Genomic DNA, 23,198 nt, shown 5'->3' with positions numbered 1-23,198 from the left:
AGGGCTCGTAGTAGTAGGGCTCAGGCAAACCCCGCTTCCTCTACTTATGGCTCCCTATACTGAACACGTGCAGACTCGTCACGCTCTGAGGGCGGTGCTTAACACCGTGAATCTGGCAACGCCATTGGGGCTGATCATGGCTGCGGTGTCCCGGTGCGATCTCGAGTGGGGCCCCGAGGGCTTGATCCTCGCAAAGAATTACCGTCCCCGACTGCCTATCGCTGGGGCTTTCACGGTGGGCAACGTCATTTTCTTCCGGCCTCACTTTGCAGAACCGCGGGAAGTCCCAGCTTTGCTGGCTCACGAGGCGCGGCATTCTTGGCAGTACGTTGCGTGTTTGGGGCTTCCGTTTTTCCCTTTGTATTTCGCGGGCGTCGCTTGGTCTTTGTTGCGTACGGGCGATCCCGCCTCCCGCAATCCTTTTGAACGCTTCGCCGGCCTTCAAGCGGGCGGCTACCGCGAACAGCCCACCAGGAGCCTCGTCGCGGCTCTTCGTTCCCGTCAGCACAGCTCTCATCCACACAACACGAATGGAAGGCGGCCTCTTTGAGCTCGAACAACACTCCGCAAGATCACGCGTGGGATCCCAGCACGAGCGGTTCTTCCTCCCACACTATTTCGGTCCAAGGTGTTGGCGTTGGCCCCACGAGCCCCGATAGCGCCACTGTGTTCATTCCCCTCGAAACGCGTGCTGACACCGCGGCGGGCGCTTTTCAGAGCGTTTCGAGCGTGGCTCAGCAGGTGATCCCCGCCGTTCGCGAGGCGGCACCGAACGCTCGGATTTCCACGGCGTCCATCGGCGTGAACCCTGATGTTCAGTGGCTCGAGAACCGTTCTGTGGTGGTGGGCTACCTTGCCTCGGTCACGGTGACCGCCACGGATGTTCCTCTTGATGCGGTGGCCGCGGTACTTTCTGCGGCGATATCCGCTGGTGGGGATACCGCGCGAATTGGCGGCGTCGAGTATTACACAGCCTCGGTTGGCGATGCGATCATCACGGCTCGCGAGATGGCGTTCGCCGAAGCGCTCGCGAGGGCCACGCAATTGGCGGCTTTGGCGCAGCGGAAGCTGGGGGCTGTGGTCTCCATCAAGGAAGGTGTCGAAGATTCCGCGCCCGTTCCGTTGGCGCGAGAGTTCAAGAGTGCTGCGGTTCAGTCCGCAGATATGCCTGTTCTGGGCGGGGAAATTTCTCACACGGTGAGCCTGCGGGTGGAGTTCGCGCTCGTGTAGGCGGCTGGCAGGACGCAGCTAGTACGACGACGCAGCTTACGTCCCCTGCCACTCTCGCGGAGGGCGGGGGTCACCATGATCGAAATCATGTTCTAGATATACTTGACTTCTCTTAGAACATGATTTCTAATAGAAGTGTGAGAAGGGAAGCTCAGCTTCTACGGTGAAAGCCTATGAAGCCGGTGGCGGTCCAGTAATTGCCGAAAGGCTGTGTACTGGACCGCCACTGCACTTTAAGAGCGCCGGATAAATGTCACCGAGCGAAAGAGAATGAAACTTCAGAGTGATCTGAGGAGCTCACGCACAATCGGGTAGTCGGCTGGAATCCAATCCAGCTCGAGTGCTTCTTCGCCGGCCAGGTCAATCCAGCGTAGCTCGTCGTGATCTTCGAGCGCCTCAGGGACTCCCCCGTCAGTCACTTCAGCAAACCACACGCGCATCACGGCGGATTCGTTGAGGGGCCAGCCCTGATCAATCGGCCCAACAAGCTCTGCACCCAGGGTCACCGTTACCCCGAGTTCTTCGCGGATCTCCCGGAGCAACGCGTTTTCACACGTCTCTCCCGGTTCCACTTTCCCGCCCGGAAATTCCCAGAGTCCGGCAAGGGCGGGCGGTGCGGAGCGGCGGGCTACTAAAAGACGCGTGGGCGCCGCGATCGAATCAACAATCGCAGCGCCCACAATCTGCTTGAGATTAGCCATGCGTGACAGTGGCGTCTTCGGTCGCAGGAACGTGACCTTCACGCTTGATGTCAGGCTCGAGGTAGATCACGCGTGCAATAGGAACCGCCGCACGGATACGAACCTCGGCGTCATCAATCACCTGTGCCACCTCAGCGCCGGTCGAGTGCTCCGGCACGGAGATCTTTGCGGCAACGAGGAGTTCTTCTGGGCCCAAGTGCAAGGTCTTGAGGTGAATGATGTCGGTGCCATCGCTCTGGATAGCATTCTCAATCTCACGCACGTTTTCCTTGGTTGCAGATTCGCCCAAGAGCAAGGACTTCGTCTCCACAGCCAGGACGATGGCGATGGTCACGAGCAAGAGACCAATCATGCCGGTGCCGATCGCATCCCAGATGCCGTTGCCGGTCACGAGTGTCAAAGAGACACCAGCAAGCGCGAAGACCAAGCCCAACAAGGCGCCAAGGTCTTCCAACAAGATCACGGGAAGTTCAGGAGACTTTGCGGTCTTGATGAACTTCACCCATGAACGATTTCCACGCACGTGGTTCGATTCGATGATTGCGGTGCGGAAAGACAGGCTTTCGGCGATGATGGCGCCAACCAGCACGGCGAGGGGAACCCACCACCACTGTCCTTCGATAGCGTGCGGGTGGCTCCACTTTTGGTACGCCTCGTACAGTGCAAAAAGGCCACCGACGGAGAACAGCACAATGGAAACGATGAACGAGTAAATGTAGCGTTCGCGTCCGTAACCGAACGGGTGCTCTGGGCTTGCTTGCCGAGCGGCGCGTTTACCACCGAGCAACAGCAATACCTGGTTGCCGGAGTCAGCGAGCGAGTGGATCGCTTCGGCCAGCATCGATGACGAAAACGTCAAGAAATACGCAATGAATTTGAACAGTGCGATGGTCAGGTTGGCGGCGAGTGCCGCGACCACCGCTTTGGTGCCCCCTGAAGCAGCCATGTGATTCCTTGTCTCTTAGTGAAAAGTTCGTCCTGTGAAATGCTATCGGTTTGAGCGGCGCTGAGCGCGCGCGGAAGCGTACAAGCACACGGTTGCGGCGGTTCCCACATTCAATGACTCTGCAATTCCATACAGAGGCACGGCAACGCGGGCGTCTGCTAGCGCCAATTCTTCGTCGTTGAGGCCTTGCGCTTCGTTTCCGAAAAGCCAGGTCGTCGGGTTTTCTAGGACGACGACGCTGCCTTGCGTTTCGGAGTCCCCTTGCGATCCGGAGCCGTCTTGCGTTTCCACGGCGTCGATCGAAGGTGCGGCACCGGACGCAAGCGTGCGTCGTCGTACGCTCTCTTCTTGCAGCTCATCCAAATCGAAAGAACCGTAGCCGTCGGCAGCCAAAATCTGTACGCCTGCTGCCTTGAGCGCAGCCACGACGTCTTCGGTGCTCGCACCCGTGACTACTGGCATGTGGAACAGCGAACCGGCCGTTGAACGGACCGCCTTAGGGTTGAAAATGTCAACGCTTCCAGCGGTAATCACCATGGCGTCGGCGCCGGCGGCATCCGCGGCGCGCACGATCGTGCCAGCGTTTCCAGGATCCTGCACGCGGCACAACACCGCGACCAAACGTGGCGCCCGCGCCACCATATCCTCGAGCGAGGACACATCCATGCGGCACACTGCCACCATGCCCTGCGGGGTCACGGTATCAGCCATCGCCGCCAACACTTCCGGCGTCACTTGGCGGACCAGGTCGCTGTTGTTGGGATCTGCGAGTTCCTCAAGACGCCCAATGCCCACGCTCGTGGCGTAGACCGTGTGAACCACACCGGTCTTCCCAGCTGCCTCGAGCTCGTGGTGGCGACGCAACGCCTCCCGCACCGCTTGCGGCCCTTCGGCCAAGAACTCACCGCGCTTGGAGCGTTCCCGCGCGTTGCTCAGACGAGCGATATCGCGCACGCGGTCAGCACGCGGGTTGGACATGATTTCGTGATTACCAAAGGACATACATTCACCTTAAGTGAGGATCCGCGCGGACGCGGACAAGAGGTCGGGGCTATGGGCAGACCCGGGAAAATTTGTGTGGCTGGACAAAAGCAAAGGACGAAACCCCCGAAGGGATTTCGTCCTTTACGAAAGCGTGTAGACGCTAGAGCCTAGATACTCGTGAAAAGTAAGCCTTAGGCCTGTGGCATCTGCTGGCGGGACTCGCCACCGGCAGGCTCGAAGCCTGCAGCCTTAGCGGCTTCGATGGTCTCGAACCAGTACTCAGCCTGGGTCTGCTCGTACCAGGTGGAGCCCGGAACGTGGTACTTGTTGGACTGTGAGTTGCCCTTGATAACAAAGCCCTCAGGAGCGGCTTCGCCTTCAACAGCCTTGACGGCGCCAGCGATCTCAGACTCCTTGGAAGCAGCTGCAGGAGCTTCTTCCTTGGCAGGAGCCTCAGCCTTTGCAGGAGCTGCGGAAACAACCTTCACAGCAGCAGCCTTCGTAGCCTTAGCGGAAGAAGCCTTCTTTGCGGACTTATCAGCTGGAGCGTTAACGTCTGCTGGAAGAGCGGACTTTGCAACCTTCACCAATGCAGCGAATGCAGTGGCGTCAGAAACAGCCAACTCAGCAAGCATGCGGCGGTCAACCTCAACCTCAGCAGCCTTCAGGCCCTGGATGAGACGGTTGTAGGTCATGCCGTTGGCGCGGGATGCAGCGTTGATGCGCTGGATCCACAAGCGACGGAAGTCGCCCTTACGCTTACGACGGTCGTTGAAGCTGTAGACGAACGAGTGAAGCAACTGCTCCTTCGCCTTGCGGTACAAGCGCGAACGCTGACCGCGGTAACCCTTTGCGCGTTCCAGAACGACGCGACGCTTCTTGTGGGCGTTGACCGCCCGCTTCACACGTGCCACGTGTGTACTCCTTTGACTTTGGCCTACTCAGTCCCGCGTTATTGCTGGTGACCTTCGGCGATCGAATGGGCTGGGGCAAACACCCCAAGGTTTTTGGACTTAGAGACCGAGCATCCGCTTGATGGTCTTGGTGTCTGCCTTAGAGACGATGCGATCGCCGGCGAGGCGACGGGTCAACGTCGATGGCTTGTGCTCGAGGTAGTGACGGCGGTTTGCTTGCTGACGCTTCAGCTTGCCGGAACCGGTTACCTTGAAGCGCTTCTTAGCGCCACTGTGAGTCTTGAACTTCGGCATATCCGCCGTTCTCCTTACGTGTTCTCAGTACTGCAGGCAGTACCGAGGATCTTGAGCGATTCTCGCGCGAGGATCGCTTGGTCTATCGAGGAATCAGATTCCTCTGGAAAGTCCGTTTTCCCTCAAGCGGGCCACCGCTTTGCAGCGGTGGCCACACCGATTAGGAATCCGACTTAGGCTTTGGTGCTGGCTTCGTGGCCGGTCGAGCTGCAGGCTTAGCTGCACCCGCTGGCTTCGGAGCTGGCTTTGGTGCGCCGCCCGGCCTTGGAGCGGCTGGCTTTGCAGCGCCCGTTGCTGGCTTTGGCGTCACGCTTGGCCGTGGTGCTGCTGCGGCTGGGCGAGGTGCACTGCCCGGTGCCGGAGCGGAGCCGCTTGCTGCACGTGGAGCAGACGTTGGACGGCCGCTGCTCTGTGGACGGTCACTGCTTGGACGATCGCTACCGGAACGGTCGCTGCTCGAGCGATCGCTGGTGGGGCGATCTGAGCGATCCGAACCTGGGCGATCGCTTCCGTAACGATCTCCGGAGCGTGGAGCGCCGGAACCCGAACGTGGGCCCGAAGAACGTGGGCCGCCGGAGCGGGAGCCACCCGGTGCTGCCTTCGTGACGCCAGCGGCACGCGGTGAAGCGGCTGCAGGTCGCGAGGACGGACGGGTCTGCGGGCGAGGAGGCAGTGGCGGCAAGGACGGATCGAGTTCGAACTTTGGAATCTCGACAGCCTTTGGCTTCTCTTCCTCAGCAGCAGCTTCTACTGGTGCTTCGGTCTCAACCGGTGCTGCAGTTTCCTGCTGCTCGGTTGCTACCTCGGCAGGAACTTCTGCATCAACCGCGTCAGTTGCGGCGTCGGCGTCTGCTCCGGAAACTGCAGCAAGCTTTGCCTTCATGTCCTCAGAGAGCGAATCCCCCATGGACTGCCCGATGCTTTCCGGGTTTTCCGTGTCAAGCTTCACCTTTTCGCCGTTAGCCTTCGCGCGATCATTCTCACGCTGTGCCTGGCGACGAGCTTCTGCCTTAGCTTCAGCCTTGTTCTTGAGCGGACCAATCACCATGACCATGTTGCGGCCATCGATGCGTGGGCTGGACTCAACAATGCCTACGGCTGCGACATCTTCTGCAAACTTTTCAAGCAAGCGAATGCCCATTTCGGGGCGCTGCTGCTCACGGCCACGGAACTGAATCATGGCCTTGACCTTGTCACCTGCAGCTAGGAAGCGTGCGGCGTGACCGGTCTTGGTCTCGTAGTCGTGCTTGTCAATCTTCAGACGGAAACGGATCTCCTTGAGGACCGTGTTCGTTTGGTTCTTACGCGCCTCGCGCGCCTTGACAGCGGCTTCGTACTTGTACTTGCCAAAGTCCATCAACTTGCACACGGGAGGGTTGGCGTTAGGCGCCACCTCCACCAAATCAAGATCAGCCTCAAGGGCCAGGCGAAGAGCTACTTCAATCGGCTGGATGCCGGCCTGCTCGCCGTTTGGCCCAACCAATCGAACCTCTGTGGCGCGGATTCGATCGTTAATGCGTGGATCGCTGATGTGAACTCCTGTTGTTCGGTACAGTTTTAGTACTTTTCCTGCAACGGGAAAGGCCCCCGGCTGCAGTGCAGACGAAGGCCTCAAGAAAATCGGTGGTGACTATTGTCAACCGCCAGCATCTCAGCTGGTCCGAAATGACCCGGACGCCCGGGGGCGACTGCGGGTGGGAGGAGGCCTCCACTTGCTCGGTCAATTCTACACATAACTTCACGTGCGAGCGAATTAGGGGCTGGGAGCGTGCCGTGGGACACCTTGCGTACATCTTCGCTTCAAGATTGTGAAAAACTGGGCGGCATGACTTCACCTTCCGCTTCTCACTTTGAGTACGACGCCGCAGCTCACCAGGAGCCGCACGCTCACAACACTCCACACCCTTCCGCTTCAGCTACCGATGCGGACAAGATCCGCGATATCGCTGAAGTTCCGGCGGTCGAGGTGATCACCACCGCTGCTGTGCACCTCATGAGTGCCGCTGCTGTGAAGCTTGGCTTGGCTGAAGGCCCAGACGCTGAAGAGCTTAAGGACCTCGACGAAGCCCGCAAGCTCATCACCGCTCTTGCCGGTCTGATTACCGCTGGTGCTCCAGAGGTGGGCAACCAGCACGCTCGTCCGTTGCGCGATGGCCTCCGTACGCTTCAGTTGGCGTTCCGCGAAGCTTCCCTGATCCAGGACGAGCCAGGCAAGGGCCCGGGCGAGAAGTTCACCGGACCAGTTAACTAATCTTTCGTAACCCCTACGACGCCGTCGGTTTCGCTCACGAAGCGAGCCGGCGGCGTCGTACTTTAACGGCCAGGAATGAGAACAAGCCAAGGATCACGCCCGCTATACCCACGGCCATGAAGCCGTAACCAGGACCCATCAGGTCAATGAAGATTCCGGCACCCGGGGCGCCCACGGCAGAACCGGCGGTCATTGCGGAACCGTACCAGCCCATGGCCTCACCACGTCGTTCCTCATCCACGAGCTCAGCAATGTTCTCAGAGGCGGAGGACAACAGCGGGGCGCAGACAAGACCCGGAAGAATCATGAGCGGGCCCAAGGTCCAGACGCTCGTGGCGAAGACGGCCGGAATTGTCAGCGCGGCCATGGCGAGCAGCAACCACACCGGATTGATTCGCCGAGACTGCGCACCGTAAATCAGACCGCCGATCAGCGAGGCGCCGGACCAGCACACGAAGACAAACCAGATGTCCGAGGATTGGCCCACAGCTTGGCTGACCGCAACGATGTCAACATCGGAGCCAGCAAACAACAGTCCCGCCGCAGCAGAGACCACCAGCAAACCGATCACCGCTGGAGTGACCCACGCGAATTCCGAGCTGAGCTTCTCCCCCACCCGCGTTTGCACCCGCTGGCGCATTTTTTGCAGACGACGACGTCGCGGCGACAACGGTCGCAGGATCGGCAACGTTCCAGTAGCTGCGGCGACCTCGTCAGAGACATCCGCGCTGGCACTTGCTGCACCACCCATCGTGGTGGAGGCCGCCAGTTCGTTGAAGACTCCCAAGTCTCTTGAATCCGTGTCCTCGTCAGAGCCCCCCACTGCGTCGGCGCTTTGTGAGCGCGTCGGCGGGTTGGTGATCATCAAGATGATGCCCGCCAGCGAGCTGGCAATGCCGATCGCTGTGAGGCCGACGGTGGTGGAAATCATGGTTGCCACGAGGGCTGCGATGCCTGGACCCGTCATGAACACCACCTCGGTAGTGATGGCATCGAGGGCGTAGGCGGAGCGACGCATGGGACCCGTGGCCAGAATGCTCAAGGCCTGACGCAGCACGGAGAACACCGGAAGCGCGAACAAACCGCCGAGGAACACCAAGAGCAAAAGCCACTCGAAGTTCACATGCGGGGCGATGCTCCAGAGGGTAGCTTCGCCGATGATCGAAGGAATGAGTGCTCGGCGGAGTCCTTTGACGTCGATGGAACGACCGCGCCACGGAGAGCCCACCGCAATACCGACCGTGAAGATAGCGCCGACCAGTCCGGCGCTAGCCCAGTCCTTACCGAGGGTCTGGGCTACGTGCAGGGTCAGCATGACCCCGGCCGCAGCGTGCGGGAATCGGGCAATCAGACCCACCACCAGGAGCATGGGGATGCCGGGGATGGAGAGGACCTGTTTATAGCGATCGAAGTTCAACGAACCGCTCCGTGTTTCTGCTTCGAGGTTTCAGCTGCAAGATGTCAGCTGCGAGAGGTAGTTACAGATGTGTAGCCGAGGTGCCGGCGTTAGAACATTGCCGGGCCGCGGGCGACACTCAGCTCGACCGTATCAACTGCGAGCGCAAAAGCTTGAGTCTCACCTAGTTTTCGAGCCACCGATTGGGCAACAAGTTGAGCTTGTTCGGCGGTGATGCCGTCCGTGACGTGCACCGTGACGAGTACTTCGGGTCCTGCTCCGCCCCCGGGAAGAACAGTGCCTGTGCTGCTGTGGGAGGTAACGCCTCGACCAGGAGAGATCTCGAGCGCGTCCACCAGAGGTTCGTTCTGGGCGATCTGGTCCAGGCTCTTTTGAAGGTCTTGATCGATGTAGCTGGGCGTCCACTCTTGCTGTTGGGCCAGCGACCACACAGCGGGTCGGCGCACCACGAAGGTTCCGTTGCAGCCGGGGTCCAAGACCAACAACTGCGCTTCTTCCGCAACGGCGCTGAGGGCTGCGCGTGCTGCGTACACGGCAACGGGGCGCGCTTCCGGGTGCCACTGCGTGAGCCGGTCAACCGCGCTAAAGATCGGAAGCGCTTTGCGTCCGTCAGGAGCTTGAAGCCACACGAGTGCCATGTCTGAGGACTTATCCTCGGCGAAACCGTGTTCCCCGAGTCCACCTTCGGCCAGCTCTGCCACGACCGGTACGAAGACGCGGGCGCGGGCCAGAGCACCGACTATCTTTTGCTCGGCCTCAGCGATGTCCGCAGCGGTGCTCGGTGGAGCACTGGTGATGAACTCCGTCACGGCACTGTCTAGTTCCGGAACGGCTAAGCCGTTGTCATTTTCGAACTGGTGCTGAGGATCCGCAGAGTCGGTGAGATCACGCCCTGCCCACGGCACGCCAGCGGAGTCCGTGGCTTGACCGGCCCGAGCCAACGCGGCAGCGATGTGTCCGGGCAGGTGTCGTTCAGCGCCGTGGGCGTGGGAGTGATCGTGCGACATGAGTTCTTTCGTTGCGTGAGCGTGCGACCGCTAAAACGAGATTTAGCGGCGTCCGGCTACATCGAGTGCTTCAGGAAGCGTGAAGCGGCCAGCGTAGAGGGCTTTGCCCACAATGGCGCCTTCGACGCCGAACGGGACCAGCTCGCGGAGAACACGAAGGTCGTCGAGGCTAGAGATGCCGCCGGAAGCGACGATTGGTTTCGAGGTCTTTTCCGTCATCTGCTTCAAGAGCTCAACGTTGGGGCCGCGAAGGGTTCCGTCCTTGGTGACGTCGGTGACCACGTAGCGAGCGCAGCCAGCGTCCTCAAGGCGCTGCAAGACCTCCCAGAGATCTCCGCCTTCCTTGGTCCAGCCACGCGCTGCGAGGGTGGTGCCGCGGACATCGAGGCCCACGGCGATCTTGTCGCCGTGACGGGCAATTGCACGAGCCGTCCATTCAGGGTTCTCGAGAGCGGCGGTTCCCAGATTCACGCGTGCTGCACCAAATTCCAGGGCGCGTTCGAGGGACTCGTCGTCGCGGATGCCGCCGGAGAGTTCTACCCTGATGTTCAATTCGTCGGAGACGCGGCGCAGGATGTCCGTGTTATTTCCGCGACCAAAAGCGGCGTCCAAGTCCACCAAGTGAACCCACTCGGCGCCGTCGTTCTGCCACGCCATTGCGGCTTCCAACGGATCGCCGTAACCGGTTTCGCTGCCGGCTTCGCCCTGGACCAAGCGGACAGCCTGGCCGTCCGCAACGTCAACTGCGGGGAGGAGCTCAAGAATGTTGGTGTCCATGAATATTCCGATCTTTTGAGTCTTGCTAAGAATGAAGGTGTGTTAGTTGCTGTAGGTCAGCGCCCACGCTGCGCCCAGCGAAACGATCGCAAGGGCTGCCGCGGTGATAATCCACGAGATATGGGCCTTTTGTTGACGCAGCGAAAGCGCTCCGCCGATGAACAGGCCGCCAACGGCCATCAGGACAATGGACCACATTAGAGAGTTTCCAGCCAGTTCCGCAGGAGTTGCGCGCCAGCGTCGCCGGACTTCTCCGGGTGGAACTGGACGGCGCTGAGCGGTCCGTTCTCGACCCCAGCGATGAAGCGGCTCTCACCGTGCTGGGACCACGTCACGGCAGGTGGCTTCATGCGCGGTTGCGCGACGTCAAAGTTCCATTCCTGAACGGCATAGGAGTGCACAAAGTAGAAGCGCTCATCCTCAATGCCCTTGAACAGTTGGGAACCTTCAGCCGGTTCAACGGTGTTCCAGCCCATGTGCGGAACCACGTCGGCCTTCAAGAGCTCTACCTTGCCGGGCCACTCCCCCATACCTTCGGTGCGAACGCCGTGTTCAACGCCTTCTTCGAACAGGATTTGGTGGCCTACGCAGATGCCCATCACGGGGCGGTTTCCAGCCACGCGACGGCCGATCCAGTTGAGGGCACCAACGCTTTTGAGCGCGTCCATGACAGCTGCGAAGGCTCCCACGCCTGGCACCAAGAGTCCCTGGGCGTTCAGGACATCGTCAGCGTTGCGGCTGAGCTTGACCTCGGCTCCCACGTGTTCGAGGGCGCGAACGGCGGAGCGAACATTTCCGGAGCCGTAGTCCAGAACGGTAACGGAGGGTTTGGACATCCTAGAGAGCGCCCTTCGTGGAAGGAATGGCATTACCAATACGTGGGTCCAGCTCGACTGCCTGACGTAGCGCGCGAGCGAAAGCCTTGAACTGTGCTTCCACGATGTGGTGCGGATCGCGGCCGCCGATGAGGGTGATGTGCATGCAAATGCCGGCGTGCAAAGCAATGGCCTCAAAGATGTGACGGGTCAGCGAACCCGTGAAGTGGCCACCAATCAAGTGGTACTCCTGACCTGCCGGCTCACCCGAGTGAACAATGAAAGGACGACCAGAGATGTCCACAACGGCGTTGGCGAGGGCTTCATCCAGTGGAACGGTGGCTTCGCCGAAGCGACGAATGCCTGCCTTGTTTCCCAAGGCGGTCTTCAGGACTTCGCCCAGAGTGATGGCGATGTCTTCTACCGTGTGGTGAACGTCGATGTGAGTGTCACCGGTGGCCTTGACCGTCAGGTCAATCAGGGAGTGCTTGGACAGTGCCGTCAGCATGTGGTCGTAGAACGGTACCGAGGTATCGATGTTGGACTGGCCCGTGCCGTCCAGGTTCAGCTCCACTACGACGCTCGACTCGCTCGTCGCGCGTTCCATACGGGCACTACGGCCGCTCAACAATTCGGCAGACATGAATTCCTTCGGTTAGGCGGTCTTACGACCAGCGGGGTCTCACCGCCACGGGTGACCAACTCGCGCACGGACCTTGAGTCACGCGGCGCTTGATGAGGAGGACGGTATGGGTTGCCTCCGGGACCTACATCTATTCTATCGGCGCAGCGTCCGACTGAGACTTTTCGAGAATTTCCTCGAGGCCGGTCAGGAATGCGGTGGTTTCAGCTTCCGTTCCAGCCGTGACGCGCAAGTGTCCTGGAATGCCCACGTCGCGAATCAGTACGCCGCGGTTCAAGAGTTCTTGCCACACGAGTGCCGGGTTCTCGAGGCCGCCAAAGAAGACGAAGTTCGAGTCACTCGAGGCTGGCTGGAGGCCCATGCGCTTGAGCTCGTCGACAATGCGATCGCGCTGCATCTTGATGTCTTCGACGTTCGCCAACAAGGCATCAACGTGCTTGAGTGCTGCGTTAGCAGTTGCTTGGGTTACTGCTGACAAGTGGTACGGCAAGCGCACTAGGCGCATGGCATCTGCGACAGATGGCGCTGCGGCCATGTAACCCAAACGCGCGCCGGCCAGAGCGAAAGCTTTGCTCATGGTTCGAGAGACGATCAACCGCTCACGGCCCTCGAGCAAGGTGAGTGCTGAAGGAGTTCCGACGTGGGAGAACTCTGCGTAAGCCTCGTCCACAATGATGATGGCGTTGGAGGCTTCCCCTGCGTCGTACACGGCCTTGATGACGTCAAGGCCAAGTGCGGTGCCGGTGGGGTTGTTGGGCGAGCACAAGAAGACAATGTTTGGCTGTGCTTCACGAACCTGCTGAGCTGCGGACTCGGCGCTTAGTTCGAAGTCGTCTGCACGGACGCCCTTGATGTATTCGGTGTCGGTACCGGCAGCAAGGAGCGGGTACATCGAGTAGGTGGGAGGGAAACCCATGGCCGAGCGGCCTGGTCCACCGAACGCTTGGAGGATGTGCTGGAGAACCTCGTTGGAACCGTTGCCGGCCCAGATGTTTGCGGCTGTTAGGTTGTGCCCCAAGTAGCCGGCCAGGCGTTCGCGTAGTTCTGAGAACTCGCGGTCCGGGTAGCGATTGAGGTTCGCAGCTGCTGCGCGCACGTCCTCGGCAATGGAATCACGTACTTCAACAGGAAGCGGATGAGTGTTCTCGTTGACGTTGAGCATGTTCGGCACGTCAAGCTGTGGCGCACCATACGGCTTCAGTCCGCGAAGGTTGTCCCGAAGCGGCAGACGTTCAAAAGGATCCATTGACTGATTCACCAGTCAATTCTAGGCAAAGACGAACAGCGGACCGGAATTTTGAGTCGTCATGACTGGAATGCACGTAGTGATATCTGTCGCTACACTGACTCCCGGCCGGCTCCAGGCCAGCCCCATTCCCCGCGGACCGACCTAGTTCCAGTGGTCCTAGTTCCAGTGGTCCTAGTTCCAGTGGCGTTCCAGTGGCGAAGTTCGGTTATGGGTGAACCGGAACGAAAATTTCCTGACCAACGCGCAAGGTCTTGCCATCGATGACGTTCAATTCCTGAATCTGTTCGATGGTTTCGCGGGGATCCTGACCTGGAGCCACTGCTTCAGCGATGCTCCACAAGGAGTCACCCTGCAAGACGGTGACCTGGACGGCGTCAACACTTGAAGGTGCCGTGGATCCTGCCAGCACGGGGCTGGTGAACAGCCCAACGAGCGCCAGCAAGGCGGCTGCCAAGGTCATGGACGGGATCCCGATGAACACCAGACGGCCCTTGCGGGTGAGTTGAAGCTTCGCCGGTCGCTGTGCCGTGCGAGGACGTGCTTTCGAAAAATCGGTCAACGACGAGCGGCCTGCAGTCGCGCGGAACGGCGATGAAATTGCGGCAATAGTCATTGTTCTCCCCTTCATTCTTTCGAAGACTTGGGCGACTTTTCGCCCCGCCTCGAATACTGCTTCGAAAACCTATAGAACATTTCTAGCACGTATCTTCGATGATTGTCGAGACACACTCGAACAAATCTTTCAAAGACGTGCGCAGGTACCGTAGTGTTAGTGCAACGGAAGCTGCTAGAACTAGTGTCCTCACGGGTACTGACACTTAGAACATAGATTCCGAATTCAGCAGGCAAACTCGGGGACTTTCGTCAAAAGATGGAACGTCAATCGACGGCAAGAGACGGGACCGGAACATGACACGGCGGACAATGACCAAGATTCAGGAACGTGCCAACGCGCACTTCCCAGGACTCACCAGTCGGCAGCTTCAGATCGTTGATGTCATTCATCGTTTGATCGAAGAAAACAGCTACCCTCCCACCATGCGAGAGATCGGCGACGCCGCCGGACTAGCATCGCTTTCCAGCGTGACCTATCAGCTTGCACAGCTCGAGCAGCGTGGAGTCATCCGTCGTGACCCTAACCGTCCCCGTGCTATCGAATTGCTGATCGAAAAGGTCGAGGCTAAGAAGTGGGCTGAAGAGCAAAAAGCTTTCGCCAAGGAATCCTCGGTCCAGAACTCTGATACGTCCGCCTCTATACCTGAAGGCCGCACCGTTTTCGTAGATAACGACGATCTCGTCGCCGTTCCGCTCGTGGGACGTATCGCCGCCGGCGGACCAATTCTTGCCGAGCAGTCGGTGGAAGACACCATGCTCTTGCCGCGAGTTCTCACCGGTCAAGGCGAACTCTTCATGCTGAAGGTCGCTGGCGACTCAATGATCGACGCCGCCATTGCGGACGGTGACTGGGTAGTTGTTCGTCGCCAGAACTCCGCCAATAACGGAGACATTGTTGCGGCTCTGCTGGACGATGAAGCCACGGTCAAGACGTTCCGTCAGCGCGATGGTCACACGTGGCTTTTGCCGCAGAACACGAACTACGAACCGATTTTGGGCGATCACGCCACCATCATGGGTCGCGTGGTTTCCGTCCTACGCGCTATCTAGCTCGCAGCAATCCGTGTTTCATTTCTAATTTCGTTTCTCAGCGGTCTTTACTGAGCGGTCTTTACTGAGCGGTCGCTTCGAAAGGGTCGCTTCTAAGCGGTCGTCGCCTGATTCTTGGCGGCGGCCGCTAGTCGTTTAAGGACACCCGTCACGACGTCGGGATCCGTGGTGGACCACATTGGCGGCAGGGACGCCTTGATGAACCCTCCATAGCGCCGGCTGACGAGACGAGAATCCAAGATTGCGACGACGCCACGATCATCCGTGGAACGAATCAGACGGCCAGCACCCTGCGCCAGCTTAGTGGCCGCGCTACTGACGGACACGCTCATAAAGCCGCTGCCACCGCGACGATCAACGTCCTGTGTGCGTGCCTTCACGAGGGGTTCGTCGGGGCGCGGGAACGGAATTCGGTCAATGATGACAAGTCGGCATGAGGTGCCCGGGACGTCAACGCCTTGCCACAAGGACATGGTGCCGAAGAGACACGTAGCTTCATTCTCAGAGAACTCTTCGACGAGTGCCTTCATGCTCGATTCGCCTTGGCACAAAATGTCATAGTCCACGCGACGCCGCAGTTCTTCGGCGGCTTCTTCGGCCGCTCGGCGGGAGGAGAAGAGGGCGAGCGTTCCGCCTTCGGAGGCGTTGATCAATCGCTCGATCTCGTCGTATGTGCGTGGGTTGACGTCTCGCGAGGGTGCGTCAAGGTGCTTCGCCACGTAGAGGACACCCTGCTTGGAGTAGTCAAACGGGCTGCCGACGTCGATTCCGGACCACGACGGCGCACCATCGCCTCTGAGCCCAAGGTTTCCGGCGGCGGTATCGAACGCCGCGCCAATCGCTAGCGTTGCGCTCGTGAGCACGACGGTACGATCTGCGAAGAGCCCCTCCCTCAGTTGCATTCCCACAGAAAGTGGGGCGACGTGCAGAACTGCGGGGGAATCTTCTGATGCGGACTGGTACCCACTACCAGGCACAAACTCGCGCGGGCGAGCCGCCCACACGACGTCGTACTGGGGAGAAGCTTCCAAGAGACGCTCGGCTTGTTCCACGATGTACATGATCTGCGACTTCGCCATCTGCATGGCTCCGTCCGGATTCGCAGAGTCAATCTTGATATCCGAGGCAACCACGCGGGCGGCCTCCCGCACCATGGTGAGCGCTTCTCGTTGCTCCTCGGTAATACCGCGTGGCAAAAGACCATCAGACACGCTAGAGACGGATTCCTCGAAGGCTCTATTGGCTCGTTCGAGTGGCTCCACAATGACTTTGGCGTGCTTGCGTGCCGCACTGGCAGCCGCGGAGATCGTGGCGACGGACAGCGGCTTGGTCACCGAATTGGTGACACGATCCTCGAGCTCGTGGGCTTCATCCACCACCACAATGTCGAACTCTGGCAGGACGGCAAGACCTTCGAAAGCGGCGATCGCCAAGAGCGCGTGGTTGGTGACCACAATGTCGGCTTGCGCAGCCTTTTTACGGGCCAACTCGCTGAAACACTCTTCCGCCATAGGGCAGCGTTGCGACCCTAGGCACTCGATCGCGCTGACGGACACCTGGCGCCAGGCCTTGTCCGAGACGCCGGGCGTCAACTCGTCGCGGTCACCGGTTTCGGTGTCTTCAGCCCAATCCCGCAAACGAACAATTTCTTGCCCCAGAGCGCTCGAAGGCGAGGCAGCTTGATGGGGAGCGGCGGCCGCACCGTCGGCCCAATCGAACAGCGCATCCGTGGGCTCCTCCGGGTATCCCCCGCCCAGCTTGTGCTTGCACACGTAGTTGGAGCGGCCCTTCAGCAGGACCGCATCCACGGGACGAGGTAACTCGGGTTCCAGGTTCTTCAAGAGCCGCGGAAGGTCACGGCCCACAATCTGGCTTTGGAGCGCCAGAGTAGCGGTGGAGATGATGATGGGCTTCTCGGCGCTGAGCGAGTGATAAATCGAGGGCACCAGGTACCCCAAAGACTTTCCCGTTCCGGTGCCGGCCTGGACCAAAAGGTGCCCACCCTTTTCAAAGGATTCGATCACCTTTTGGGCCATTTCGTGTTGCCCGGAACGCGCTTGCCCGCCCATTTTGGACACGGCAAGCGTCAGCAGTTCATCAACGCGCTCGGCGCCGTTCAGCTCCTCATCGATCATGCTTGGGTAGCGCCCTCCGAAGGAGTTACCACAAAGGGTTCCAGCTCGGCCGCAAAGTCCTGGCGCACCTTGATATGCATGCGAGTACCCTCCTCCACGTGATCCATGGCGATAATTTCCGCCGATTGCTCGTGCAGACGGCTGACCAAGTCACCACGCTGATACGGAATCACCACATCCAGCTCCACGCCGGGACGTGGAATGGACTCGGACACTTCCTGAAGAAGCTCCTCGATTCCGTAACCGGTTCGAGCCGAAACCACCATAGTGCGCGGTTCGCGGTTCTTGATGCGCTCGAGCACATAAGGATCCGCGGCATCGGCCTTATTCAGGACAATGACCTCCGGGATGTTCTGTGCATCGATGTCCCGAAGCACTTCGCGAACAGCACGAATCTGTCCTTCCGGATCCGGGTGCGATCCATCCACGACGTGAAGAATCAGGTCAGAATCCCCGATTTCCTCAAGCGTGGAACGGAAGGCCTCGACCAGCTGCGTGGGCAAGGAACGCACGAAACCGACGGTGTCGGTGAGCGTGTATTCAATACCGTCCTCCGTCTGCGTCCTACGAACCGTGGGATCCAAGGTTGCGAAGAGCGCGTTCTCCACAAGGACGCCAGCATTGGTCAATCGGTTCAGCACCGAGGACTTGCCTGCGTTCGTATAGCCCGCGATGGCAACAGACGGAACATCGTTGCGCTTACGGTTGGCTCGCTTAGCTTCGCGAGCCGGTTTCATGGCTTGGATTTCGCGGCGCAGTTTCGCCATGCGGGTTCTAATACGACGACGATCGAGCTCGATTTTCGTTTCACCCGGGCCACGAGAACCAATGCCGCCCCCAGCAGCACCAACACGACCACCGGCCTGCCGGGACATCGATTCACCCCAACCACGCAAACGTGGCAAGAGGTATTCGAGCTGCGCGAGTTCCACTTGGGCGCGACCTTCACGGCTCTTCGCATGCTGCGCGAAGATGTCCAAGATCAATGCCGTGCGGTCAATAACTTTGACCTTGACGATGTCTTCGAGGGCACGTCGTTGTGAAGGAGCCAGCTCCGAGTCAATGACCACGGTATCCGCGCCTTCGGCGGCGACGATCTCTCGCAGTTCCTGCGCTTTACCTGAGCCCAAGAACGTTCCTGGGTCCGGCTTCATGCGCCGCTGCAAAAGTCCATCGAGAACTTCCGAACCCGCCGTCTCCGCGAGAGCAGCGAGTTCGCGCAAGGAATTCTCCGCGTCCTCGATGGTGCCATCGGACCAAATACCGGCAAGCACCACGCGCTCGAGGCGCAACTGGCGGTATTCAACTTCGGTGACGTCTTCAAGTTCGGTGGACAGACCGGCGACGCGACGCAAGGCGCGACGTTCCGCAAGATCTTGCTGATCGCCGTCCCATTCGGAGTGCTCGCGATCAAGACTGGACAGCGCTTGAGCGCGCCCGCGCGACAGCGCCGACGACGTTCCGCCGAGCTCTTCGCCGTCCTCCGGGGAATGTCCGGAACCGTCCTGCGAAGGCGAGGCTGCGTCGTCGTGCGCCAAAATCCGGTCAATAACGGCCTGGATTTCGCGTTCGGATTTCTCAGCGGCTTCCTGCGCGGCCTGAGAATCCGACTGATGTGATGAATTGTGGGAGGTCATGGAGTCCTTCGTGATACTGCATTTCAGGATACCGGCGTGCGTGATTTCTGTACTGATGACAACGCGACTGGCGGCAGATAAATGCCCTGAATGAATGCGTGAATAGATGCGATGGTCTGGTGAAAATGGGGGCCCAACGCGCGAACTTCCTGAAGCCGACAAACAGCGTCAACGCTGTCAGAGAGCTCAGAGAAAGTGACATCTCCCGTCATGGGAGGAATGTGAACGTGCGCCGGAGGCGGCGCACATGACTGCGGCGCCGCGCTAACCTACGAATCGGATGCGGGTGTATACGCGCTGAGTCAAAATCATAGAGAAAACTCTATCACTCGGCTCGCGAGGCCGTCCAACCTCGTTGTTCGCTCTCGGCGAGGCCATTCTGGTGCCTGTGAGCTAATCTGAAACAGCTATGAGTCAGGAACACTATTTCTCGGATCAACCGAACACGCCCGAAAAGCGCCGCACCATCACCGTTGAGCTCAGCGATACGCACCGCGTGAGCGTCGCAACCTCCAACGGCATCTTCTCCCCCGCCGGCGTGGACAAGGGCACTGCCATCCTGCTCAAGCACGCGCCGAAGCCGCCGGCGGACGGCACCTTCTTGGACATCGGCTGCGGTTGGGGACCCATCACGTTGCGGATGGCCCTCGAGTCGCCCGCAGCCACCGTGTACGGCATTGACGTCAACGAACGCTCGCGCCAGCTCACCGCGGATAACGCACAATCGTTGGGACTAACCAACGTGGTAGTGCACTCTCCGGAGTCGCTGCCGGAGGATGTCACTTTCGACCTCATTTGGTCCAATCCGCCCATTCGCGTGGGCAAGGACGTCCTTCACTCGATCATGCAGCAGTGGCTGCCGCGGCTCACCGTTGGCGGCATCGCCTACTTAGTAGTGCAGAAGAACCTCGGGGCGGATTCACTCCAGACGTGGCTGGCCGGGATGTTGGGCGCATCATACAAGGTTGATCGCCTCACCACGGATAAGGGTTTCCGGATTCTTTCGGTTCAGCGCCGAAGCGCCTGAAGTCCACAGGAAGTTGCCGCTACAGGAAGTTGCCGCGCGCGGCGAGGCGAGACCCTATAGAGACTCGCCTCTGGCGACGTTTAAGCGTTTCCGGCAATCACTCCGCGGGCCACAATCTGCGCAGGACCACTCAGTTCCACGTGCTCTGAACCGTCCGGGGACGGAATGAACTTCACTACTACCGTGCCGCCCGGAACATTCACGTTCCATTCGCTGGCCTGATTCTGATCCGGAGTGTTTCCGGCAGCCCAGTGGCGCGTCGCCACCACGGCAGCGCAAGCGCCTGTGCCGCAGGACTGCGTCTCGCCGACGCCGCGTTCGTGAACGCGCATAGCGATATTTCCGACCCCGTGGGACACCAGCGGTTCGGCGGGCACCACGAATTCGACGTTCGTTCCGTGCGGTGGTAGCGGACGGACACTCGGGATACGGGTGAGGTCCAGATCTTGGAGCTCGTCTTCATCAGCAAGCGCGACGACTGTATGCGGGTTGCCCATGGAAACGCTCAGCGCCGGACGGTCCACGTCCAGACCGCGCGTCTGCACGAGGGAATCAATGGCTTTTTCCTCGGCCGCCTCAGGGAAGATGAACTCCCAGGGTCCCATGTCCACGGAGAATCCGTTGTCGGTGCGCACCACGTGCTTGACGCCGGCACGCGTTCCGATGGTGAGGGCGTCACCGTGCTCGAGGGTTACGTGGCCCTGAGCGATCAGAAAGGCCACGAAGACGCGGACGCCGTTTCCGCACATTTCCGCGATGCTTCCGTCACCGTTGCGGTAATCCATGAACCATTCGGCGCGGTCATCTTCGTTGAGGATCTCGGCACCTTCGGCAATATCGGCCGAACGCACAGCACGAATCAGACCGTCTCCACCAATTCCCCGGTGTCGATCACACAGGGCGGCAACAGCGGTCGCATCGATGGTGATGGCGCCTTCGGGATCATCCACCAGCACGAAGTCGTTACCGGTGCCGTGGCCTTTCGCGTAGGCGAGACCGGCGAGTTGGTTCAGGGCGTGCTCTGGAGCGGCAATCATGCCCATCATTTTAGCCATGTCACCCGGGGATCCGCTTTAAACCAGGTCACTTGTCGGCGTGCGAATTGTCGCGTTGCCACGATGGTTGATTCAATCGCTTGATCCGCGGTCAGCTCACCGTCGATGACTTTGAGGAACTGCTGATAGCCAATCGCGTGGCTCGCAGTGCGCCCCTCGCGTAAGCCGCGCGCGTCAAGCCGTTTCACTTCGTCGAGCAATCCGGCATCCACCATGCGATGAACGCGAAGCGCCAACCGCTCATGCAGCACGGGCCTTTTCAGGTCCACACCGATCTGCACGGTGTCACGCACGTATTGACGTTGGGGCATGTAGGAGGTGAATGGCCGGCCGGTCAGCTGGAAGACCTCGAGGGCGCGGATGATGCGTCGCTCGTCGTTGACGCGTTGCGCTGATTCCGGATCAACGCGTTCAAGCTCCGCAACCAGCGAGACAATTCCCTCGGCTTTCGCGCGATTCTCTAGAGCTTCGCGCAGTTGAGGATCCGTAGGCGGGAATTCGAGGCTGTCGATCGCCGCCCGCACGTAAAGGCCGGAACCGCCTGCAAGGACGGCACGCTTTCCGCGCGAGAGAATGACATCAATCGTCTCGCGGGCGGCCGTTTGGAAATCCGCAACGGAGGCTTCCTCCGTCACGTCCATGATGTCCAGAAGGTGGTGCGGGATCCCCCGGCGTTCCGCAACGCTCAGTTTCGCGGTGCCAATATCCATGCCGCGGTAAAACTGCATGGAATCGGTGTTGACCACTTCACCGTTGAATCGTTCGGCAATATCCAGGGACAGGTCTGACTTGCCGGTGCCGGTTGGTCCCACAATGACGACGACGCAGCTTGGGTCCCGCTCAATCCGCTCAGTGAGTTGCGGCGTCAGGTCCCATGCCGTGAGATCACTGGACATGCTCCTACGCCTACTTGCGAATCGGCAAAGTGGGCAGACCGAGAGAAACCTTGCCCGGTGCTCCCGCGGAGGCGGTACTGCCAGAGCTTGGGACGCCGCACGAGTCGGCCTGAGCACGGTCCCAAGCATCCCCAGCACGGGTGCGACGCAACTGGTAGTCCTCAAGGGTTGCCGGATCCGCTACCAAGTGGAAGGCCGCGGCCCGAGTGATGGTGGTGGTGACCATGTCGCCGGGACGTGGCACTTCGGCGCCTTCTGGAACACTGAAGTGCACCAGTCGCTGATCGCGCGAACGCCCGCTGAGCCGGTGGGTTTGCTCGGCTTTACGGCCGTTGTTCTCCGTCACCAAGATTTCAACACGCGTGCCCACTTGGCGCTGGTTCTCTTCGGCGGAGATGCGGTCTTGAAGCGCGGTGAGGCGTTCGTAGCGTTCCTGCACCACTTCCTTGGGAAGCTGCCCCTCCATGGTTGCTGCGGGAGTGCCCGGACGCTTGGAGTATTGGAACGTGAAAGCGCTCGAGAAACGGGAGGCTTCAACAACATCCAGAGTGTCCTGGAAGTCTTGTTCTGTTTCGCCGGGGAATCCCACAATGATGTCCGTGGTGATGGCCGCGTGCGGGATGCGTTCGCGGACCTTGTCCAGAATTCCCAAGAACTTCTTGGAGCGGTAGGAACGACGCATGTCCTTGAGGATTTTGTCGCTACCGGACTGCAGTGGCATGTGTAGCTGGGGCATGACGTTGGGCGTCTCTGCCATGGCGTCAATAACGTCGTCGGTGAAAGCTGCCGGGTGAGGGCTGGTGAAGCGAACTCGCTCGAGTCCCTCGATTTCGCCGCACGCGCGCAAGAGCTTGCTGAAGGCTTGGCGGTCGCCGAATTCAACACCGTAGGAGTTGACGTTTTGACCCAAGAGGGTGATTTCTACGACGCCGTCGTCTACGAGAGCCTGGATTTCGGCCAGAATGTCGCCCGGGCGACGGTCGCGTTCCTTGCCGCGCAAGGACGGGACGATGCAGAACGTGCAGGTGTTGTTGCAGCCCACGGAGATGGAGACCCAGCCCGAATGAGCCGAGTCGCGCTTGGTAGGCAGCGTCGACGGGAACACCTCGAGGGATTCGAGGATCTCGAGCTGCGCTTCGTTATTGTGGCGAGCGCGTTCCAGCAGCACTGGAAGTGCACCGATGTTGTGGGTGCCAAAGACGACGTCCACCCACGGCGCCTTCTTCAGGATGGTGTCCCGGTCCTTCTGCGCTAGGCAACCGCCGACGGCGATCTGCATGTTCGGACGCTCTCGCTTGAGCGGGGCCAGCATGCCCAGGTTTCCATAGAGCTTGTTGTCTGCGTTCTCGCGAACAGCACAGGTGTTGAAGACGACGACGTCCGCGACACCGTCTTCTGGATCACCCACGGTGAGGCCGGCGTCTTCCAAAAGACCGGACACGCGCTCAGAGTCGTGAACGTTCATCTGGCAGCCGAAGGTGCGCACTTCGTAGGTGCGCACTTCGTAGGTGCGCGGCTGGTGCAGTTCAGTATCGAGGGTTTCGGTCACGTCAGG

Annotated in this window: 24 protein-coding genes; 5 read left to right on the top strand and 19 right to left on the bottom strand. The window is 60.0% G+C overall.

From position 1 onward, the window contains the following. Nucleotides 1-67: 67 nt before the first annotated feature. Nucleotides 68-550, top strand: a complete 483-nt coding sequence (locus tag HD598_RS01735; RefSeq protein ID WP_311538913.1) for a DUF4157 domain-containing protein — start codon at nucleotides 68-70, stop codon at nucleotides 548-550. Further along, nucleotides 547-1,230: an SIMPL domain-containing protein gene (locus HD598_RS01730; RefSeq protein ID WP_183663385.1), complete on the top strand. Its 684-nt coding sequence runs from the start codon at nucleotides 547-549 to the stop codon at nucleotides 1,228-1,230. Before HD598_RS01735 ends, HD598_RS01730 begins: the two co-directional genes overlap by 4 nt. 278 nt (nucleotides 1,231-1,508) lie before the next feature. On the opposite strand, the gene HD598_RS01725 is transcribed toward HD598_RS01730, so the two are convergent. The 6 genes from HD598_RS01725 to infC form a co-directional block, all read right to left on the bottom strand. Continuing rightward, nucleotides 1,509-1,931: a (deoxy)nucleoside triphosphate pyrophosphohydrolase gene (locus tag HD598_RS01725; protein WP_183663383.1), complete on the bottom strand. Its 423-nt coding sequence runs from the start codon at nucleotides 1,929-1,931 to the stop codon at nucleotides 1,509-1,511. Next, complete coding sequence (locus tag HD598_RS01720) at nucleotides 1,924-2,877, bottom strand: cation diffusion facilitator family transporter (RefSeq protein ID WP_183663381.1); 954 nt, start codon at nucleotides 2,875-2,877, stop codon at nucleotides 1,924-1,926. Before HD598_RS01720 ends, HD598_RS01725 begins: the two co-directional genes overlap by 8 nt. A gap of 42 nt (nucleotides 2,878-2,919) precedes the next feature. Beyond that, a complete protein-coding gene (locus tag HD598_RS01715) occupies nucleotides 2,920-3,879 on the bottom strand; it encodes a TrmH family RNA methyltransferase (protein ID WP_183663380.1) in 960 nt (319 codons plus the stop codon). A 173-nt stretch (nucleotides 3,880-4,052) separates the two neighbouring features. Next, nucleotides 4,053-4,775 (bottom strand): 50S ribosomal protein L20, sunset domain variant, encoded by a 723-nt coding sequence (rplT, locus tag HD598_RS01710; protein ID WP_071893777.1) that lies wholly within the window; start codon nucleotides 4,773-4,775, stop codon nucleotides 4,053-4,055. Between the two features lie 99 nt (nucleotides 4,776-4,874). Then, nucleotides 4,875-5,069, bottom strand: coding sequence for a 50S ribosomal protein L35 (gene rpmI / locus HD598_RS01705; protein ID WP_071893778.1), 195 nt, complete (start codon nucleotides 5,067-5,069; stop codon nucleotides 4,875-4,877). A 160-nt stretch (nucleotides 5,070-5,229) separates the two neighbouring features. Beyond that, nucleotides 5,230-6,552, bottom strand: coding sequence for a translation initiation factor IF-3 (gene infC / locus HD598_RS01700; RefSeq protein WP_409366165.1), 1,323 nt, complete (start codon nucleotides 6,550-6,552; stop codon nucleotides 5,230-5,232). 342 nt (nucleotides 6,553-6,894) lie between these two features. Between infC and HD598_RS01695 the strand changes: the two genes are divergently transcribed. Then, nucleotides 6,895-7,320: a DUF1844 domain-containing protein gene (locus HD598_RS01695; protein ID WP_071893780.1), complete on the top strand. Its 426-nt coding sequence runs from the start codon at nucleotides 6,895-6,897 to the stop codon at nucleotides 7,318-7,320. Nucleotides 7,321-7,354: 34 nt separating this feature from the next. On the opposite strand, the gene HD598_RS01690 is transcribed toward HD598_RS01695, so the two are convergent. The 8 genes from HD598_RS01690 to HD598_RS01655 form a co-directional block, all read right to left on the bottom strand. Next, nucleotides 7,355-8,737 (bottom strand): MFS transporter, encoded by a 1,383-nt coding sequence (locus HD598_RS01690; protein WP_071893781.1) that lies wholly within the window; start codon nucleotides 8,735-8,737, stop codon nucleotides 7,355-7,357. Between the two features lie 89 nt (nucleotides 8,738-8,826). Beyond that, on the bottom strand, nucleotides 8,827-9,744 hold the full coding sequence (locus tag HD598_RS01685; protein ID WP_071893782.1) for an SseB family protein: 918 nt from the start codon (nucleotides 9,742-9,744) through the stop codon (nucleotides 8,827-8,829). A gap of 42 nt (nucleotides 9,745-9,786) precedes the next feature. Beyond that, a complete protein-coding gene (gene priA, locus HD598_RS01680) occupies nucleotides 9,787-10,521 on the bottom strand; it encodes a bifunctional 1-(5-phosphoribosyl)-5-((5-phosphoribosylamino)methylideneamino)imidazole-4-carboxamide isomerase/phosphoribosylanthranilate isomerase PriA (RefSeq protein ID WP_071893783.1) in 735 nt (244 codons plus the stop codon). A gap of 42 nt (nucleotides 10,522-10,563) precedes the next feature. Further along, complete coding sequence (locus HD598_RS01675) at nucleotides 10,564-10,719, bottom strand: hypothetical protein (RefSeq protein WP_183663378.1); 156 nt, start codon at nucleotides 10,717-10,719, stop codon at nucleotides 10,564-10,566. Beyond that, on the bottom strand, nucleotides 10,719-11,357 hold the full coding sequence (hisH, locus tag HD598_RS01670; RefSeq protein WP_084637011.1) for an imidazole glycerol phosphate synthase subunit HisH: 639 nt from the start codon (nucleotides 11,355-11,357) through the stop codon (nucleotides 10,719-10,721). The genes HD598_RS01675 and hisH overlap by 1 nt, the downstream gene beginning before the upstream one ends. Nucleotide 11,358: 1 nt before the next feature. After that, complete coding sequence (hisB, locus tag HD598_RS01665) at nucleotides 11,359-11,979, bottom strand: imidazoleglycerol-phosphate dehydratase HisB (RefSeq protein WP_071893785.1); 621 nt, start codon at nucleotides 11,977-11,979, stop codon at nucleotides 11,359-11,361. A 130-nt stretch (nucleotides 11,980-12,109) separates the two neighbouring features. After that, nucleotides 12,110-13,225: a histidinol-phosphate transaminase gene (locus HD598_RS01660; protein ID WP_221244673.1), complete on the bottom strand. Its 1,116-nt coding sequence runs from the start codon at nucleotides 13,223-13,225 to the stop codon at nucleotides 12,110-12,112. Nucleotides 13,226-13,433: 208 nt separating this feature from the next. Beyond that, complete coding sequence (locus HD598_RS01655; protein WP_183663374.1) at nucleotides 13,434-13,841, bottom strand: LysM peptidoglycan-binding domain-containing protein; 408 nt, start codon at nucleotides 13,839-13,841, stop codon at nucleotides 13,434-13,436. Nucleotides 13,842-14,137: 296 nt separating this feature from the next. Here HD598_RS01655 and lexA point away from each other — a divergent pair, with 296 nt between their 5' ends. Further along, entirely contained in the window at nucleotides 14,138-14,893 is a 756-nt protein-coding gene (gene lexA / locus HD598_RS01650; RefSeq protein WP_260170458.1) for a transcriptional repressor LexA, read from the top strand. A gap of 92 nt (nucleotides 14,894-14,985) precedes the next feature. Here the strand turns inward: lexA and HD598_RS01645 are convergent, their stop codons facing one another. Both HD598_RS01645 and hflX read right to left on the bottom strand, forming a co-directional pair. Then, a complete protein-coding gene (locus HD598_RS01645) occupies nucleotides 14,986-17,028 on the bottom strand; it encodes an ATP-dependent DNA helicase (protein WP_221244569.1) in 2,043 nt (680 codons plus the stop codon). Continuing rightward, nucleotides 17,025-18,665, bottom strand: a complete 1,641-nt coding sequence (hflX, locus tag HD598_RS01640) for a GTPase HflX (protein WP_183663372.1) — start codon at nucleotides 18,663-18,665, stop codon at nucleotides 17,025-17,027. Before hflX ends, HD598_RS01645 begins: the two co-directional genes overlap by 4 nt. 409 nt (nucleotides 18,666-19,074) lie before the next feature. Here hflX and HD598_RS01635 point away from each other — a divergent pair, with 409 nt between their 5' ends. Beyond that, entirely contained in the window at nucleotides 19,075-19,692 is a 618-nt protein-coding gene (locus HD598_RS01635; RefSeq protein WP_183663370.1) for a class I SAM-dependent methyltransferase, read from the top strand. Between the two features lie 80 nt (nucleotides 19,693-19,772). Here HD598_RS01635 and dapF read toward each other — a convergent pair whose 3' ends face one another. The 3 genes from dapF to miaB are packed head-to-tail and all read right to left on the bottom strand — an operon-like array spanning nucleotide 19,773 to nucleotide 23,192. Further along, nucleotides 19,773-20,729, bottom strand: a complete 957-nt coding sequence (dapF, locus tag HD598_RS01630) for a diaminopimelate epimerase (RefSeq protein ID WP_409366164.1) — start codon at nucleotides 20,727-20,729, stop codon at nucleotides 19,773-19,775. A 5-nt stretch (nucleotides 20,730-20,734) separates the two neighbouring features. Then, entirely contained in the window at nucleotides 20,735-21,643 is a 909-nt protein-coding gene (gene miaA / locus HD598_RS01625; protein WP_183663368.1) for a tRNA (adenosine(37)-N6)-dimethylallyltransferase MiaA, read from the bottom strand. Between the two features lie 10 nt (nucleotides 21,644-21,653). After that, nucleotides 21,654-23,192: a tRNA (N6-isopentenyl adenosine(37)-C2)-methylthiotransferase MiaB gene (gene miaB, locus HD598_RS01620; RefSeq protein WP_183666468.1), complete on the bottom strand. Its 1,539-nt coding sequence runs from the start codon at nucleotides 23,190-23,192 to the stop codon at nucleotides 21,654-21,656. Between the last annotated feature and the right edge of the window lie 6 nt (nucleotides 23,193-23,198).

Origin of the sequence: Neomicrococcus aestuarii (genome assembly GCF_014201135.1) — a bacterium.
In the GTDB taxonomy this organism is placed as follows: Bacteria; Actinomycetota; Actinomycetes; order Actinomycetales; family Micrococcaceae; genus Neomicrococcus; species Neomicrococcus aestuarii.
The sequence above is the reverse complement of the archived record's forward strand: the minus strand, read 5'-3'. Positions and strand labels throughout refer to the sequence as shown.

What these genes read in the sequence shown, in the direction of transcription:
- HD598_RS01725 (WP_183663383.1), bottom strand. Translation starts at nt 1,931, where the DNA reads ATGGCTAATCTCAAGCAGATTGTGGGCGCTGCGATTGTTGATTCGATC.
- HD598_RS01720 (WP_183663381.1), bottom strand. Translation starts at nt 2,877, where the DNA reads ATGGCTGCTTCAGGGGGCACCAAAGCGGTGGTCGCGGCACTCGCCGCC.
- HD598_RS01715 (WP_183663380.1), bottom strand. Translation starts at nt 3,879, where the DNA reads ATGTCCTTTGGTAATCACGAAATCATGTCCAACCCGCGTGCTGACCGC.
- rpmI (WP_071893778.1), bottom strand. Translation starts at nt 5,069, where the DNA reads ATGCCGAAGTTCAAGACTCACAGTGGCGCTAAGAAGCGCTTCAAGGTA.
- HD598_RS01695 (WP_071893780.1), top strand. Translation starts at nt 6,895, where the DNA reads ATGACTTCACCTTCCGCTTCTCACTTTGAGTACGACGCCGCAGCTCAC.
- HD598_RS01685 (WP_071893782.1), bottom strand. Translation starts at nt 9,744, where the DNA reads ATGTCGCACGATCACTCCCACGCCCACGGCGCTGAACGACACCTGCCC.
- priA (WP_071893783.1), bottom strand. Translation starts at nt 10,521, where the DNA reads ATGGACACCAACATTCTTGAGCTCCTCCCCGCAGTTGACGTTGCGGAC.
- HD598_RS01675 (WP_183663378.1), bottom strand. Translation starts at nt 10,719, where the DNA reads ATGTGGTCCATTGTCCTGATGGCCGTTGGCGGCCTGTTCATCGGCGGA.
- hisH (WP_084637011.1), bottom strand. Translation starts at nt 11,357, where the DNA reads ATGTCCAAACCCTCCGTTACCGTTCTGGACTACGGCTCCGGAAATGTT.
- hisB (WP_071893785.1), bottom strand. Translation starts at nt 11,979, where the DNA reads ATGTCTGCCGAATTGTTGAGCGGCCGTAGTGCCCGTATGGAACGCGCG.
- HD598_RS01660 (WP_221244673.1), bottom strand. Translation starts at nt 13,225, where the DNA reads ATGGATCCTTTTGAACGTCTGCCGCTTCGGGACAACCTTCGCGGACTG.
- HD598_RS01655 (WP_183663374.1), bottom strand. Translation starts at nt 13,841, where the DNA reads ATGACTATTGCCGCAATTTCATCGCCGTTCCGCGCGACTGCAGGCCGC.
- lexA (WP_260170458.1), top strand. Translation starts at nt 14,138, where the DNA reads ATGACACGGCGGACAATGACCAAGATTCAGGAACGTGCCAACGCGCAC.
- HD598_RS01645 (WP_221244569.1), bottom strand. Translation starts at nt 17,028, where the DNA reads ATGATCGATGAGGAGCTGAACGGCGCCGAGCGCGTTGATGAACTGCTG.
- hflX (WP_183663372.1), bottom strand. Translation starts at nt 18,665, where the DNA reads ATGACCTCCCACAATTCATCACATCAGTCGGATTCTCAGGCCGCGCAG.
- HD598_RS01635 (WP_183663370.1), top strand. Translation starts at nt 19,075, where the DNA reads ATGAGTCAGGAACACTATTTCTCGGATCAACCGAACACGCCCGAAAAG.
- dapF (WP_409366164.1), bottom strand. Translation starts at nt 20,729, where the DNA reads ATGATTGCCGCTCCAGAGCACGCCCTGAACCAACTCGCCGGTCTCGCC.
- miaA (WP_183663368.1), bottom strand. Translation starts at nt 21,643, where the DNA reads ATGTCCAGTGATCTCACGGCATGGGACCTGACGCCGCAACTCACTGAG.